The sequence below is a fragment of the Maricaulis sp. genome (genome assembly GCF_017643475.1).
Taxonomy (GTDB): Bacteria; Pseudomonadota; Alphaproteobacteria; order Caulobacterales; family Maricaulaceae; genus Maricaulis.
In genome coordinates this window covers 1,247,352-1,262,510 of record NZ_JAEPNI010000001.1, presented here as the reverse complement: position 1 = coordinate 1,262,510, position 15,159 = coordinate 1,247,352, and the positions used below count along the sequence as shown (strand labels likewise).

The 15,159-nt window shown below is 60.9% G+C and carries 17 protein-coding genes; 8 read left to right on the top strand and 9 right to left on the bottom strand.

Annotation, left to right across the window (positions count from 1 at the left end; translation table 11 throughout):
- Positions 1–79: 79 nt before the first annotated feature.
- Together JJ889_RS06030 and JJ889_RS06025 are read right to left on the bottom strand one after the other, a co-directional pair.
- Positions 80–613 (bottom strand): hypothetical protein, encoded by a 534-nt coding sequence (locus JJ889_RS06030; protein ID WP_291892576.1) that lies wholly within the window; start codon positions 611–613, stop codon positions 80–82.
- Between the two features lie 14 nt (positions 614–627).
- On the bottom strand, positions 628–1,164 hold the full coding sequence (locus JJ889_RS06025; RefSeq protein ID WP_291892574.1) for a hypothetical protein: 537 nt from the start codon (positions 1,162–1,164) through the stop codon (positions 628–630).
- A 99-nt stretch (positions 1,165–1,263) separates the two neighbouring features.
- On the opposite strand from JJ889_RS06025, the gene JJ889_RS06020 reads away from it, so the two are divergent.
- Positions 1,264–2,355 carry a GNAT family N-acetyltransferase gene (locus JJ889_RS06020; protein WP_291892572.1) on the top strand — a complete coding sequence of 364 codons (1,092 nt, stop codon included), beginning with the start codon at positions 1,264–1,266 and terminating at the stop codon, positions 2,353–2,355.
- Here JJ889_RS06020 and JJ889_RS06015 read toward each other — a convergent pair.
- Positions 2,352–3,095 (bottom strand): ATP12 family chaperone protein, encoded by a 744-nt coding sequence (locus JJ889_RS06015; protein WP_291892570.1) that lies wholly within the window; start codon positions 3,093–3,095, stop codon positions 2,352–2,354. The genes JJ889_RS06020 and JJ889_RS06015 overlap by 4 nt on opposite strands.
- The gene (locus tag JJ889_RS06010; protein WP_291892568.1) at positions 3,092–3,787 is read right to left on the bottom strand and encodes an HAD-IA family hydrolase; all 696 of its coding nucleotides are present in this window, start codon (positions 3,785–3,787) and stop codon (positions 3,092–3,094) included. Before JJ889_RS06010 ends, JJ889_RS06015 begins: the two co-directional genes overlap by 4 nt.
- 71 nt (positions 3,788–3,858) lie before the next feature.
- On the opposite strand from JJ889_RS06010, the gene JJ889_RS06005 reads away from it, so the two are divergent.
- Positions 3,859–4,176, top strand: coding sequence for a DUF1244 domain-containing protein (locus JJ889_RS06005; RefSeq protein WP_291892566.1), 318 nt, complete (start codon positions 3,859–3,861; stop codon positions 4,174–4,176).
- Here the strand turns inward: JJ889_RS06005 and JJ889_RS06000 are convergent.
- Positions 4,173–5,165, bottom strand: coding sequence for an RluA family pseudouridine synthase (locus JJ889_RS06000; protein WP_291892564.1), 993 nt, complete (start codon positions 5,163–5,165; stop codon positions 4,173–4,175). The genes JJ889_RS06005 and JJ889_RS06000 overlap by 4 nt on opposite strands.
- Complete coding sequence (gene crcB / locus JJ889_RS05995) at positions 5,162–5,545, bottom strand: fluoride efflux transporter CrcB (RefSeq protein ID WP_291892563.1); 384 nt, start codon at positions 5,543–5,545, stop codon at positions 5,162–5,164. The genes JJ889_RS06000 and crcB overlap by 4 nt, the downstream gene beginning before the upstream one ends.
- Positions 5,546–6,043: 498 nt before the next feature.
- Here crcB and JJ889_RS05990 point away from each other — a divergent pair, with 498 nt between their 5' ends.
- From JJ889_RS05990 to JJ889_RS05980, 3 genes are all read left to right on the top strand, one after another.
- A complete protein-coding gene (locus tag JJ889_RS05990) occupies positions 6,044–6,586 on the top strand; it encodes a hypothetical protein (protein WP_291892562.1) in 543 nt (180 codons plus the stop codon).
- A gap of 33 nt (positions 6,587–6,619) precedes the next feature.
- Positions 6,620–7,354: a hypothetical protein gene (locus tag JJ889_RS05985; RefSeq protein WP_291892561.1), complete on the top strand. Its 735-nt coding sequence runs from the start codon at positions 6,620–6,622 to the stop codon at positions 7,352–7,354.
- A 109-nt stretch (positions 7,355–7,463) separates the two neighbouring features.
- Positions 7,464–8,039, top strand: coding sequence for a YceI family protein (locus JJ889_RS05980; RefSeq protein ID WP_291892559.1), 576 nt, complete (start codon positions 7,464–7,466; stop codon positions 8,037–8,039).
- Here the strand turns inward: JJ889_RS05980 and JJ889_RS05975 are convergent, their stop codons facing one another.
- Positions 8,040–8,198: a hypothetical protein gene (locus JJ889_RS05975; protein WP_291892557.1), complete on the bottom strand. Its 159-nt coding sequence runs from the start codon at positions 8,196–8,198 to the stop codon at positions 8,040–8,042. It abuts the gene before it with no gap.
- A gap of 142 nt (positions 8,199–8,340) precedes the next feature.
- On the opposite strand from JJ889_RS05975, the gene JJ889_RS05970 reads away from it, so the two are divergent.
- From JJ889_RS05970 to JJ889_RS05960, 3 genes are read left to right on the top strand one after another with little or no spacing between them, the layout of a single operon-like run.
- A complete protein-coding gene (locus JJ889_RS05970; RefSeq protein WP_291892556.1) occupies positions 8,341–10,179 on the top strand; it encodes an aminopeptidase P family protein in 1,839 nt (612 codons plus the stop codon).
- Positions 10,179–10,703: a hypothetical protein gene (locus JJ889_RS05965; protein WP_291892555.1), complete on the top strand. Its 525-nt coding sequence runs from the start codon at positions 10,179–10,181 to the stop codon at positions 10,701–10,703. Before JJ889_RS05970 ends, JJ889_RS05965 begins: the two co-directional genes overlap by 1 nt.
- A 59-nt stretch (positions 10,704–10,762) precedes the next feature.
- Positions 10,763–11,302, top strand: coding sequence for a hypothetical protein (locus JJ889_RS05960; protein ID WP_291892553.1), 540 nt, complete (start codon positions 10,763–10,765; stop codon positions 11,300–11,302).
- Between the two features lie 3 nt (positions 11,303–11,305).
- On the opposite strand, the gene ligA is transcribed toward JJ889_RS05960, so the two are convergent.
- Together ligA and recN are read right to left on the bottom strand one after the other, a co-directional pair.
- Positions 11,306–13,414 carry an NAD-dependent DNA ligase LigA gene (gene ligA / locus JJ889_RS05955; RefSeq protein WP_291892551.1) on the bottom strand — a complete coding sequence of 703 codons (2,109 nt, stop codon included), beginning with the start codon at positions 13,412–13,414 and terminating at the stop codon, positions 11,306–11,308.
- A gap of 35 nt (positions 13,415–13,449) precedes the next feature.
- Positions 13,450–15,144 carry a DNA repair protein RecN gene (gene recN / locus JJ889_RS05950; protein ID WP_291892550.1) on the bottom strand — a complete coding sequence of 565 codons (1,695 nt, stop codon included), beginning with the start codon at positions 15,142–15,144 and terminating at the stop codon, positions 13,450–13,452.
- Positions 15,145–15,159: the final 15 nt, after the last annotated feature.

The following is a 15,159-nucleotide window of genomic DNA, read 5'->3' as shown; positions in this document are numbered from 1 at the left end:
TGTTTTCTCTCTCTTGCGAGGGGGATAGCAGAGGTCGCCCTGACAGCGCAATCACATCGCGCGCCTCTTGCTTTCCAGCCTATTGCGGCGGGGTCGTCTCGATCTCGATGTCGCTGGCAAACTGGTAGAACGCCTGCAGCGCTGGAAGCAGGTAACCGGTCTGGATGGAACAGCGGATAATGACCAGTTGTTCCGCGCCAGAGATGGACACCATCATCGCCTCGAAACCCTGGTTCTCATGCGCACCGGCCCAGAGGTTTCGCATGGCCGGTCGGCCGTGCAGATTGATAACCTCGGTCAGATACCCTTGGCGCCAGTCCACTCCAGACGCCTGCAACTGAGCCCCAACCGTCGCTGGATTGGCTGCATAAAACGCCTCCAGCCATTCCTGGGATGATGCCGCCAGGGCAAGGGTTTCCAGATTGCAGTTGGCACCGGCAAAGGCCCCGCCTTCCGGATACCAGGTCGGAAGACCGACAGCTTCGGAAGTTTCGGCGTTATAGACCCAGCCCGCGATTTCGCGACCGTCATAAACGCTATCCAAATGATCCTGGGCCAGGGCACCGGAGGTCACCCCCAGCAGGGCGGCAATACTCAACACAACGCGTTTCACTCTTCTTCCCCCGGTTACAAAGGCGGTGGTGCCAACAATGTCAGCCCCTCCGCGAAATCATAGAATTCCTGAATGCGGTCAAGATAACCACCATCGAACACCGTACATGTCAGCGTCACCAGCCTGCCGTTCGTGCCCACGGAGACAATCGCGAAATTGAAGGCCTGCCCCCCCACTTCCGCGGTCAGGACATTGCGCATCGCCGGACGACCATTGAGGTCAATAACCTCGGTTAGATGACCTGAACGGACAACAGTTCCGCCCGCCCGCATCTGCTCGGCAAAGATCTGCGGTGTGACAGCATTGAAATACTCAAGATAGTCAACGCGCCGACCCTGCACTTCGGATGCACCGACATTGCAATTGGCACCATCAACATCGCTGCCTCCGCTGGCCGGAACCCAGGTCGGCAAGCCTGATCCTTGCGATCCGGCCTGGGAATAAACCCAACCCGGCACGTTACGGCCGTCATACAGCCCTTCGGCATATTCCTGGGCTGCGGCCGTGGATGCGATCGCCAAGGCGGCGAGTCCAAAAATCAGTTTTTGCATTCAAGTCCCCCTGAGGCCTGTTTCCGCGCTCCCCTGTCACGCGAAAAAGCGGCGTTAAACTGGCCTCTTGCTTGCATTACACAGTGCGAGGAGAAGTCCATGTCCCATTACGCCACGTCCTGCGAAATTCTCAAAGTCCAGAATTTGTCGCCGCGCCTGCGCCAGCACTGGCACGGCTTTGTCGACGCTGCGCCTGAACTTGCTTCTCCCTATTTCGACCTCGAGTTCACGGAGGCGATGTCGGCGGTCCGCACGGACACGCGGGTTGCTGTGTTTTATCGGGATGGTGTACCGGCGGGTTTCCTGCCCTTCCAGAAATCCATAAGCGGTGTCTTCCGCCCTATTGGCGGTCCGATGGGCGATCATCACGGCCTGATCTCCGATGATCCGGAACTTCGTTTCGCCAACCTGCTGAGGCGCAAAACATTCGGAACGCTGATCTATGATGGTGGCCTGGCGACGCAGTCGGATCTCCGCGAAAATGGGCACCCGGCCGAAGCGTCCTGGGTTGTCGACCTTTCCGAGGGGCAGCACGTCTATTGGGAAGGCAGACAGAAAGCCGAAGCCAAGGCCATGCGCAATCTGCGCGCCCGCGAACGCAAGCTGGACGCGTTGGGAGGCGAGGTCGTCTATCAAATCGATGATCCGCGATCCGAGGCGCTGGACCAGCTGTTGAGCTACAAGCGTGCACAATATGCTGCGACGGGCGCGACCGACGTCTTCCACGGCGATTGGGCGCGCCAGCTGGTCTACAACCTGTTCGCCCATCGCACGGACCGTCTGGCCGGCTGCCTCTCGACCATGGAACTGGATGGCAAGCTCGTCGCCGCGCATTTCGGCATTCGCTCGCGCGGTGTGTTGCATTATTGGTTCCCGGCCTATGACCCGGCCATGTCCAGTGTGGCGCCGGGTTTGCTCCTGTTCCGAGAGATGACTCGCCAGTTGACCGATCTCGGCCCGACGCAAATGCATCTCGGCCCCGGCAATTACGACTTCAAGAAGCGGTTCTCAAACAGCAGTTTTGATATTCTTCGCGGCGAGATTTCCAGCATGTCAGTCTCCAGCGCCGCTCTGGCCCTGGGCCGCGGCGTCGACCGGCTGGCCAGCGCCCTGCCCCTGGGACCAGTCTCGAACTGGCCGGCCAAGGCCTGGCGCCGGCTGGATACGCTGACCGCCGTGCGCGGTATCTAGAGCGCGTCCAGCAGACGCTCGACCGCCAAAATCTCGATCTTGAGATTGTCTAGGCGTTCCTTCGCCTCGGCATCCTCGCCCCAATGGCTGGCCTGGTAGTGCTCGTCCAGCGTGGACAGGGCAAAGGCCTGCTCACCGCTGATGCGCTTTTCCAGCAGCGCAAAACCCAGCACTGCTGATCCGGTCAGGGCCGTCGCCTGGGCCAGGGCTGTCAGTCGCCAGCGGTCCAGCTCGCCGGCGCGATTATGAATCAGGGTCAGGGCGACCGGGTCCTGGTCGATCGGCAAAACACCGGTCGCGGGCACCAGGTGTGCGCCGAGCGCCTCCTCGGCCCAGCTGAGCAAGGGATCCCAGGCCGCCGCCTGTGCGGCGACGAGATCATCCGGCTCCGGCGCACGGAAACACAAAAGGTCGGTGGAGGCGTATTTGGTGATTTCGGCAACCGTGGCCGGAATGTCCAGGCGATCCAGAGTGACATAGCTCAGCCGGGTCATCGGCATGCTCATCGGATCGATACGCTCGCCCTGCGCGGCCCATTCCTCGGCCAGCGCCTTGGCCAACGCCTGCGTCGGCAGGATCGCAGCGTTGCGGCCCGGCGTTTTCACACCACGGCCATCAAGACGCACCTCAAAGGCATCATCCACCGCCTCGACCGTCACGCTCTCGTAAAAGCGCTTGGGCAGGTTGTCCTGCTGGCTGGGGATGCGGACGCCGGGCTTGGTTTCGTAGTTCTCTGTCATGCCGCGCTCTCTTCCACACGAAGGGCGAACTGGTCCAGTGCCGTGTTCAGCGTGTCGAATGTGTGATGAACCTCATGCGCCCCGCCATCGCGGACCTCGTCCACCGTGTGAAATCCCCAGCTGACGCCCAGAGTGTGCACGTCGGCATTCCGCCCCATCTGCATGTCGAACATTGTATCACCGATCATCACGGCCTGGTGCGGATCCGTGCCGGTCTCGCCCATGGCATCCAGAATCATGCGCGGATGCGGCTTGCCCGGACCGCCATCAACCGTCTGGAATGTCTGGAAGTATTTGTGCAGATCATGATGTCCGAAGACGATATCCAGACCACGACGGGCCTTGCCTGTCGCCACGCCCAGCAACCAGCCTGCATCGGCCAGCCGCTCGATCGTCTCCAGCGCACCGTCATAAAGCGGCTCCTCGAAACCGGGTTCCTGACGCTGTTCCACAAAGGCCTCCTTGTAGAAGGTCGCCAGCTGCGGGATGCGCTCGGCCGGATAATCCACCGGCGCCAGCTTCAGCACCGCCTCGGTCAGTTCCAGGCCGACAATGGTTCGCGTGCGATCATAATCAATCCCGCCAAGCCCTGCGCGCTCGAAGGCGCTGTTCATGGCCCGCTGGATAATCTTGCGACTGTCGATAATGGTGCCGTCAATATCCCAGATGGCGAGCTTGAGCTGAGACGTCATGCGAATTACCTCTTGGTTTCGCCCGCTGACTAGGCGCGCTCGCGCCGCAAGACAAGCCCTGAAGGACTGCCATGCTCGACCAGCTCACCGATGACCAGCGCGACCGCCTGGACGCCGCCGCCTTCCGCCGCCTGCTGACCCATCTCGACGCCAACAAGGATGTCCAGAATATCGACCTGATGATCCTCGCCGATTTCTGCCGCAACTGCCTGGGCGACTGGTGGACCGAGGCCGCGCAGGCCGAGGGACTGGAGCTCGGCAGGGAAGACGGACGCGAACGTGTCTATGGCATGCCCTACACCCAGTGGAAATCAGAGCACCAACGCCCGGCCACCGACGAACAGATGGCGGCATTCAAGGCCCGCATGGCGGCGAAGGGGAAGGGCTAAGCCAGCTGTTCCTCGATCATCTCTTCGTCGGCATCGCGCAGGTCAAAACCAAGCATGCCGAAAATCCGGTTCATGTGTCTGGGCAGCGGGGCCTCGATGACGAGCGGTTTGCCGTTGGCCCGCGGGAGCTCAAGGCGACGGGCATGCAGGCAGAGTTTCTGGTCGAGATCTTCCGGAGCCGGACGGTGACACGGGTATTTCTTGTCGCCGAGCACTGAGGTGCCCATCGCCTGGAGGTGCACACGCAGCTGGTGGGTCCGGCCGGTTACCGGGCGCAGGGCAACCCAGCTGGCCTTCTGGCCGGCATCGGCCACGACCGTGTAACGGCTAAGCGCGTGATGCGCGCCTTCATCACCATGACGGGCAGCGGTCATCACCTCCCTGTCCGGATCACCACCCGCACCGGCAGTTTTCTTCATGAAGCCTTTCACCTCGCCCAGGCGCGGTTTGGGAACGCCAATGGCAATCGCCCAGTAGGTTTTTTTCGTCTTGTGGGACTGGAAAGCCTTGGCCAGGCGCGCCGTGGCGGCCGGGGACTTGCCCACGACCAGAACGCCGGAGGTGTCTTTGTCCAGGCGGTGGACCAGACGCGGTCGCTGCAGGCCCTCGCCGAACGCATCCAGCAGGCCGTCGAGATGACGTGTCGTCTTGGAACCGCCCTGCACGGCGAGGCCAGAGGGCTTGTTGAAGGCGATGACGTCGTCATCCTCGTAGATCACCAGGGATTTGACGTATTCGATATCGCGATCGCTGAGCGTGTTCTTGGCCCGCATTTCCTTGGCGTCGGGAAGTGGCGGCACGCGCACTTCCATGCCTGCGCTGACCCGACTGTCCGGCTTTACCCGGCCGCCATCAACACGGATCTCGCCCTTGCGGCAGAGTTTCTGGACCTGGCCCTGGGTGATGTGCGGAAAACGACGCTTGAACCAGCGGTCCAGACGGCTGTCCTCCTCACCCTTCTCGACGGTAATTTTCTGTACCCGGCTCATGCCCAGACTTTCCTCATAATCATCAAACCGACCATCACTGCGCCAACTGACAGAATGACCGAACCGGCTGCATAGGCGAAAGCGTTCATCCAGGCACGCGTTTCCAGCATGCGCACCATCTCCAGCGAGAAAGCCGAGAAAGTGGTAAAGCCGCCAAGAAAGCCGACGGCAGCCAGGAAACGGATGGACGTGTCGTCAGCGCGCTCGCTCGCCGCCAGCCATCCAACCAGCAAACCCATCAGCAATCCGCCAGCAATATTGACCGAAAGCGTGCCCCAGGGCTGGCCGCCGCCCATTGTACGCAGGGCAAGCTGCCCTACGTAATGCCGTGAAATGGCGCCCAAGGCGCCACCGGCACCGATCAGCAGGATATTCATCATCCCGGCTGGTTAGGCCTCCGGGCGCGGATTGGCAAGCTGACACGTATCGGCGGTGGTCCTCACATCGGCATTACGAAACATTGCGAAACATGACCAATCCGTAATTTCATGTACTTTCGTTTAATCCATGCATATATGCAATTGTGCGTTCGCGAAACGTCTCTTCAGTTTCTGTCGTAACCCATTATTTACCCTGAGGCATCGCGGGAGGGACCGCGAGCATAGAAAACCGAAAGGACAGTCAAATGGACCGCGTTACGCAAACCTTGGCTACGGTGATCAATGTCCTGTTCGTCGCAGGCGTCTTCGGCGCCATGACGGTCGCGCTGGGCAGCACCTTCGCCTAAGCCTGAAGCGCTGCTACCCCTGTCAGCCCAGGGGTTTGGGGCCGGATCGCCTCCCGGCCCCGAAGCAGAGCTTCACAAGCTAAACAAAAAGCGGAAGAGCTTCACGGCTCTTCCGCTTTTGTTTTGCCTGACTGCACGCTATGAGTGCGGAATGCCAAACTGGATCAACCCGTTTCCACCGCGCAGGGCGTATTCGTTTCACGGCTACTCCAAGCCCATGAAATTGAACTACCCTGAGGAGGGTGAAGCGAGTGCCATGGGAACGTTCGGGTCTCGCTTCTTCAGCATCTGGATCATTGGCGCCGCGACTTCCGTCGTGTTTAGCCCGGTCATTCAACTGCTCGCTGGGCAGGCATTGCCTGCGGCCATTCGCGATACCGAATTCATGACTCAACTCCAAGGACGCCTTTCATTGATAGGCTGGGGCATCATTCTGCTCCTGGGTCAGAGTTGGCTCCCCTTCTGGGCCGTCCGGCGAGCGAGAGATGCCGGCCTGTCTCTGTTTCAGAGCGCGCCCCATTTCGCGTACTTCGGGGTCAACTGTACCTTCCTCCTCGGCAGCTTAATCCTTGCAACTCCGCCCATCGGAAGCGATGCGGTCCAGTTGATCAACGTCACCATTCTTGTACCCGCGCTCTGGCATCTGGCCTGGCTATCGGGACGCCCCTCTTCCGCTGGCCACGAACCCGGTTAAACTGCAGCGAAATCCCGAACCGGAGCCGTACGCATGTTTCTCGCCGCCCTCGCCCTGAGCCTTTCCCTGCAGGACCAGGCCCAGCCTGACGCCCAGGAAACCGCGATCGAGGACGCGCTCGTCGGCGCCGAGGAAGACCTACCGCCACCTCCACCGACCGATGCCGCCAGCCTGATCGCACAGATTGATGGCGCCTGGGCCGCGTATGGTAATCTGGCTGGAGAACTGGGCGCGCGCCGGGCCCGCGAACGCTTTCTGGCCGAACAGCTGCTTCCAGTCATCGCGCGCAACGATCTGGATGAAGGTGCGCACGGGGCAATCCTGCGCGAAACCGCCGACACGATCCGGGAGGTGGAAGGCGCCAACACGGCCTGGGCAGTGGCACAACTCGACCCGGAGTTTTTCCCCATCCTCTATGCGGAGCAGACCCGGATGGGACAGCAGATCCTTAACTGGGCCGAGCGGGACGAGACCGCGGAAGGCACCATTGTCGCGGCGCTAGAAGGCGTGGCCATGATGGGCCTGATCGACGGCCCGGAATACGCACGGCGCGCGGATAACTGGCGGGTCATGACCGGCCAGCCGCAATTGTTCGGCACGGCCGAAACCTGTCTCAATGGTCGGGTCAATCCGGGCAGTATCGAAGAGCAGGTCACGCTCGACGAACGCCGGGAGGCTCTGGGTCTACCCCTGATGGTCGAGGCCTGGACCGAGGACCGCCTGGCCCGGACGTGTGACGAGGAAAACGGTGAAGCCGAAGACGGCTGACACCGGCCAACCTTACCGTTTTGTCGGAATGCTCAACGAATTGTGCCCGGTCGTGCGTTGAGCGTGCGCACCCACGGTGATTTCATTCCCAAATCGCTGGGAGGACATGATGAAGTCACTGATCACGACCCTGGGTGCGCTGTTCCTGGCCGCCCCCACCCTTGCTGAAGAGCGCACCTACATCATCGACCCGGGGCATACCCATATCGTCTTCGAGGTCGAGCGTTTCGGCTATGCCGCGACGGTCGGCGTGTTTCCGGACAGTTCCGGCGAGATCGTTCTGGATATGGACCATCCGGAAAACAGCCGCGTCACCGCGAGTGTCAACACACCGACCGTTTGGACCGGTCTCGCCTCACGCGATCAGGCGGTCAACGGGCCCGGCTTTCTCAATACGGCTCAGCACCCGGAAATCCGTTTCACCTCGACTGCAATCGAGTTGATTGATGAGGACAGCGCTCGCGTGACAGGCGATTTCACCCTGCTAGGCGTGACACAGCCGGTCACGTTCGAGGTTGATCTCAACCGGATCGGCCCAGACCCGTCCGTGGGAGGCCGGGAAGGTGCCGGTTTCTCGATGCGTGCCAGCCTCAATCGCTCAGACTTCGGCAACACGACAGCCGCAGCACTGATCGGCGACACGGTCACCATCCGCATCGAAGCGCTTGGGCATCTGGCCGAGTAATTACTTGCGCTTGCCCTTGACGCCACAGGCCGACAGGAAGGCATCCACATCGGTCGTGCGCTGGCGCACACGAATGCCCGCACGCTGACGGTTGCGGTCAAGCGCGCGGTTGAGGCTGTCACCGGAATTCAGGCGCAGGAAGTCATCCATCGGGTACATTGGCATCTCCATCTGTCACCGGGCCTCTTGCGCCTTTTCGCAACAAAGCGGGAGAGCCAGTTTGGCAAGTCCGCAATGCGCTTTCGCAAGGCGCTGTGGCGCACAGATTGAAACCGTCACGGAGCAGGCCTAGTGTCCGCTCATGACCCAGATGATTTCCCAGACTTTCGACGTGAAGGGCGGCCCGCAATTTGGTCGCGACAACGTCCCGAAACTCCGCTCAGAATTGCAAGCCCTCGGCCTTGATGGCTTCCTCGTCCCGCATGAGGACGAGTATGACAACGAGTATCTGCCAGACTGCAATGAGCGCCTGTTGTGGATCAGCGGATTCTCCGGCTCCGCCGGTGCTGCGATCGTCATGAAGGACCGTGCAGCAGTCTTTGTGGACGGCCGTTACACCCTGCAGATTCGTCAGCAGGCGGACGGGGATATCTTCGACTATCGCGACCTGGTCGAGGAAGGCCTTTCCGGCTGGATCGAGAGCCAGGCCAAATCCGGTGAAAAGATCGGTTATGACGCCCGCCTGCACAGCCCGGCTTCGCTGAAGCGGCTCAAGGTGTCCGCGCACCGCGCCGGCGTCGAACTGGTCAGCGTCGAGACCAATCCGATCGACACCGCATGGACGGATCGTCCTGCGGCGCCCATGGCGCAGATCAATCCGCAGCCGATGGAGTTTGCGGGTGAGGAACACAGCTCAAAGCGCCACCGGATCGGCATCGCCATCGAGCGCGGCGCTGCCGATGCAGCCGTGATCACGGCACCGCCCTCGATCGCCTGGCTGTTCAATATCCGTGGCGGTGATGTCTCCCGAGCGCCCCTGCCCCTGGCGGCTGCGATCATCAACAAGGACGGCACTGCGACCCTGTTCGTGGAACCGAAAAAGCTGACGGACGAGACCCGCAGCCATCTTGGAAATGAAATCGCCATCCGCCCGGAAAGCGAGTTCGCAGCCGGCCTGCAGGAGATGCAGGGCAAGACCGTACGGGTGGATGCCTCCACCGCGTCGGCCTGGGTATACGACCAGCTAAATGCCGGCGGCGCGACGGTGCAGGAACTGGAAGACCCGGTCATGCGTCCCAAGGCGACCAAGAACGCGGCCGAGGTGGAAGGGTCCCGCCACGCCCATATTCGTGACGGAGCGGCCATCACAAAATTCCTGCACTGGCTGGACACCGAAGCCCAGTCCGGTGAAGTCGACGAGATCCAGGCAGCCCGCAAGCTGGAAGAGATCCGCATGGAACTGCCCGAGCTGCGGGACTTGTCCTTCGACACCATTTCCGGCGCCCAGGGCAATGCCGCCTTCGCCCACTATCGTGTGTCCAAGGAAAGCAATCTGATGCTTGTTCCGGGCTCGCTCTACCTGGTCGACAGTGGCGGCCAGTATCCGGATGGCACGACGGACATCACACGCACGGTTCCGATCGGCCAGCCGACCGCCGAAATGCGGACTCAGTTTACACGCGTACTAAAAGGTCATATCGCCCTGTCCCGGGTCCGTTTCCCGGTTGGCACGACGGGCACCCAGCTCGACACCCTGGCCCGCCTGCCCCTGTGGGAAGCTGGTTTCGACTATGATCATGGCACCGGACACGGTGTCGGCGCCTTCCTCAGCGTCCATGAGGGCCCGCAACGCATCTCCAAGGCGCCTAGCGCCGTCGCGCTGGAGCCGGGCATGATCGTGTCCAACGAGCCGGGCTATTACAAGGAAGACGGCTACGGCATCCGGGTCGAGAACCTCCAGGTCGTCTCGCCAGCCAAGGCCATTCCGGGTGGCGAACGGGACATGCTGGGTTTTGAAACCCTGACCATGGCTCCGATCCACAAGGACCTGATCGACCTGCACCTGCTCTCCCCGGCCGAGCTGGCCTGGATGGACGAATACCACGCAGAGGTGCGCAACCGTATCCTGCCGCTGGTCGAGGGCGAAGTCGCTGACTGGCTGCTCAAGGCGACCGAACCACTGGCCGGTGCCACGCCCTGATGCGTACACCGTTGATCATCCTTCTGACAGCCGCCCTGCTGGGCGGCTGTTTCTACGCAGATGAAGCGCTGATCACCCGCCGAGGCGCAGATTTCCCCGTCGCGGAGGGGATTTACACCCATACCCCCTATCACCCGGATGGCCGGCCCTTCGATCGTCCCACCTGGACCGGGGAGATTGAACGGCGTGGCTGGGTCTATGCCTCCGACACCGCCGAGTTCCCGCACTCGAATGTCCGCCTGCGCGAACTGGTACCCGGAATTTATGCGGCCCAGAAACGGTCGGACGAGCACTATCTGTTCGGACTTGTCTGGGTTTATCCCGACGGTCTCGTCACTTATCACAACCCGTCCTGCTCGGACCTGTCCGACACCGCGCGCGAGACCTATGAACTCGTCGAGGAGATGGAGGATGGCGCCTGTCGGATTGAACGCTGGGACGTGCTCAGCGCAGTCTTACAGACCTATCTGGCGGAACATGACGGCACGCCGCGTCTCGACGGCGTCTACCGGCCCGTCGAATAGAGCCCTATTTTTGACGCGCGAACTTCCTAGAGTGGATTCAAATCACAGGGGAAGTCACGATGAAACAATACAGTTTTCTGACGCTACTCATTTTCGTTTCGATTGGACTAAGCGGCTGTTTCTATTCTGCCACTGACCTGATCTCCGAAGAGAACCGGGTTGAGACGCTCGCTGCGGGGGAATATCGCGCACTCACGCTGGATGAGGACGGGTCCTATTCCGAGCCGGAGGAGGTCTGGCAGGGAGAGATCACCTATCGCGATGGCCGACTTCATTCAGAGACTGAAGACATGCCGCTAGCCAATGCGGTCTTCATGCAGATTGACCAACATATTTTTGCCGGACACGCCAATACCTCCGACGATGACGAGTACGTGTACGTGCTTATGTTCGCCTATTCCGACGGCAGCTATTACGCTCACCTGCCCATGTGCAACCGTCTCTCCGCGGAAGCACGCGTTGAGCTGGGCTTTGCCGAGGAAGGTGACCGTCAGTGCGCGCTGAATGATACAGCGCACCTACGCGCAGTGTTCACGACCTATGTCGAGGAAATGGGTGGGCAAATCAGCGACGGCGTACGGCTCTTTCCCGTGGACTAGGACTTAAACCTCTCTGATCAGCTCGAACCAGGCATCCTCGGTAATGGTCTCGACACCGAGATCAGCTGCTTTCTTCGCCTTCGAGCCCGCACCGGGTCCCGCAATCAACAGATCGGTCTTCTTGGAGACCGAACCGGAAACCTTGGCGCCAAGCGATTGCGCCTTGGCCTTGGCCTCATCCCGCGTCATGCGTTCCAGCGTGCCGGTAAAGACAACAGTCTTGCCAGCGACCGGACTGTCGGCGGAGACCTGTTCGGCATCCTCGATGGTCAGCTGCGCTGTGAGACGCTCCAAGGCTTCAACATTGAGCGGTTCGGAGAAGTACTGCTCGAGCGCCTCCAGCGCAGTGTCACCTATACCATCAACCGCCAGGAGCTCAGCGCGCACCGTCTCGTCAGACAGGTTTCGGACCGCGGCGAAGAAACTCGACCAGCTGCCATAGGTCCGGGCCAGCAATTGCGCTGTCCCCTCACCGACGTGACGGATACCCAGCGCATTAAGCAGGCGGGCAAGCGAAATCCGGCGGCGCTCATCAATCGCATTGAACAGATTGGCCACGCTGGTTTCACCCCACCCCTCACGCTCCTGCAACGGGGGCTGGATTTCACCAGAAATATTTCGCTCACGAAGTGTAAAAATGGCAGACGGCTCCCGCACCAACCCCTCTGCGTGGAATGTCTCGACCTGTTTGCTGCCAAATCCTTCAATATCGAACGCCTTGCGTGAGACGAAGTGCTCGAGGCTTCGGCTGAGCTGGGCGTCGCAGACCATGCCTCCGGTGCAACGCCGCACCGCGTCCAGCTTGCCCGTTTTCTCATCATGCTCTCGCAATGCGTGAGAACCGCACACAGGACATTCGGTTGGAAAAACAAAAGCCTCACCACGGCCAGCGCGGTCAGCGTCAGCGACACGTACGATTTGCGGAATAACATCACCCGCCCGCTGGACCACGACGGTATCACCCACTCGAACATCCTTGCGGAGGATCTCGTCTTCATTGTGCAAGGTGACATTGGAGACCACCACACCGCCGACTGTCACCGGCTTGAGCCGCGCAACCGGTGTCAGAGAACCGGTGCGACCGACTTGGATATCAATGCCTTCGAGTACAGTCGTGGCCTGTTCAGCGGCAAACTTGTGGGCAATGGCCCAGCGCGGCGCGCGAGATGCGAACCCCAGCCGTTCCTGCCAGTCCAGGCGATCTACCTTGTAGACAACACCGTCGATATCATAACCAAGCGAGGCCCGTTGTGCCTCGATACCGTGATAGACCTCGAGTATTTCAGCCACGCTCCCGCATTTCTTCATATGCGAATTGGTTTGAAAACCCCAGGCGTCGAAACGATGTACCGCATCGAACTGGGATCCAGACAATGGCTGGGAAAGCTCTCCCCAGGCATAGGCAAAGAAACGCAGCGGGCGCTGTGCAGTGACACTCGGGTCAATCTGGCGCAATGACCCGGCTGCAGCGTTACGTGGATTCTTGTATTCCGGTCTTCCCAGCTCAACCTGACGCGCATTGAGGGCGGCAAAGTCCTCGTGGGACATATAGACTTCCCCCCGCACTTCCAGAACCTCCGGCCAGTCATTCCCCGGCAGAGCGTGCGGAATATCCTTCAAGGTCATGAGGTTGCGGGTGACATCCTCGCCGGTCGCGCCGTCGCCGCGGGTAGCGCCGGAAACAAGCTGCCCCTTCTCGTATCGCAGATTGGCGGAGAGCCCGTCGATTTTCGGCTCGGCAGTGATTTCGATCTTCTCATGCTCGTCCAGACCGAGAAAGCGGCGGATCCGGGCCACGAAGTCCTCGACGTCTTCATCATTGAAAGCGTTACCCAGCGACAGCATGGGCACGGCATGGGTGATCTCGCCAAACTTTCCGGACGGCGCTGCTCCAACACGCTGGGTGGGTGAGAACAGATCCACGAATTGCGGGAAGCGCGCCTCGATCGCAATCAGCCGCTGGCGCAGACCGTCATAGACAGCGTCGGAAATTTTGGGCGCGTCGTCCTGGTAATAGGCCTTGTCGTGTTTGCCGATCTCACGCGCCAGGCGGGTATGCTCATCTCGCGCCTCGGTTTCGTTAAGATGATCGACGTCTTTCAGCGCGCTCACGGCATCCCCCTCGGAATCACTCACACGCGGACACGTTACGCCTCTACCGCCATCAATGCATCGGCCTGTGCACGCGCAGCGTCGGTTATGTCAGCGCCGGAGAGCATGCGGGCGACTTCCTCGCGGCGCTCCTCGCCCTGGAGCAGACGGAGCGTGGTCCGTACGCCGCCCTCGCCATCATCGGATTTCTCGATCTTCCAGTGATGATCTGCCACAGCAGCAACTTGCGGAGAATGCGTGACGACCAGCGTTTGACCGTGCCTGGACAATCGTTTGAGGCGCCGGCCTACCGCATCAGCAACGGCACCGCCCACGCCCTGATCAACCTCGTCAAAGACCATGGTGAGGCCCTGTTCCCGACCGGCCAATACGACTTTCAGGGCCAGCCCAAAACGCGACAGCTCGCCCCCGGAGGCAATCTTGTCGAGCGGCCCGAACGGCGCGCCCGGATTTGTGGAAACCTCGAACACGACCTTGTCCCAGCCGCGCGCACCTGCACGTTCCGGGTCGTCGATCACGCTGACGCGAACTCGCGCCTTATCCATCTTCAAGGGAGCGAGTTCCTCCGCGACCTGTTTTTCAAGCCTTTGCCCGGCCTCTAACCGGCTCTTGGTGAGGTCCCGGGCCGCTGCATCGTAAACCGTCTGTGCCGACTTCACGGCCTTTTCAGCTTCGGCGATCAACTCACCGGCATCATCGATCGCCTGCAGCTGGTCCGCGAAACGATTACGCAGGGCGTTGAGCTCGTTCACAGGCACGGAATGTTTTCGGGCTGCACCACGCAGAGCGAACAACCGCTCTTCGACCGCCTCCAGCCGCCCTGGTTCAACATCGAACGCATGACCAGCATCAGCCAGTGCTTCGCTGGCTTCCTCGAACTCGATCAGCGCGCGATCGATGGCAGATGAGGCCCGTTCCAGCGCTTTGCCGGCATCGCCGCCTTCACCGATCTGTTCTCGGACGCGATCCAACCCCCGCAACGCATTGTTGAGGCGGTTCTCCAATCCGCCGCCATCGCCGCGCAATGCGTCCTGTGCTGATTGCAGGTCGCCCAGGGCTCGCTCGGCCCCCATCAGGAACTGGCGTTCTTCAGCCAGCGCCTCTTCCTCGCCTTCATGAGGGTCCAGTGTGTCCAGCTCGCCCAGCGCGTGACGCAAATAGTCCTGCTCGCTCTCCGTCGCATTGTTGGAGCGGATCAACTCCTCCAGCCGAGCCTTGGCATCAGAAACATGTTTCCAGGCACTGTGACACTCAGTCAGAAGGCCGGAATGGTCTGCATAGGTGTCGAGATAGGCGACATGGGTCTTCTGATCCATCAGGCCACGGCCGTCATGCTGTCCATGAATCTCGACCAGGACTTCTCCCAGCTGGCGTAACAGACCGACGCTCGCGGCCTGGTCATTGACATGAACGCGCGAACGCCCGTCCTCGCTCAGACGGCGACGCAGAACAACGGGTTCCCCAGGCTCCAGGTCGATGCCAGCGTCCTCGAGCACCGTTTTCGCGGCATGGCAGTCAGGCAGGTCAAACTCGGCGGTGGCGCGGGCTTCCGGCGCCCCTGAGCGAACCTGCCCGCGATCGGCACGTTCTCCAAGTGCAAGGCCGAGCGCCCCGAGAAGAATGGATTTTCCTGCACCAGTCTCGCCGGTAAGCGCGCACAATCCACTCTCGAAAACCGCATCAAGCGTGTCGATCAGGACCACATTGCGGATTGAGAGTGATTGCAGCATTCGGCGTGGTGAAAC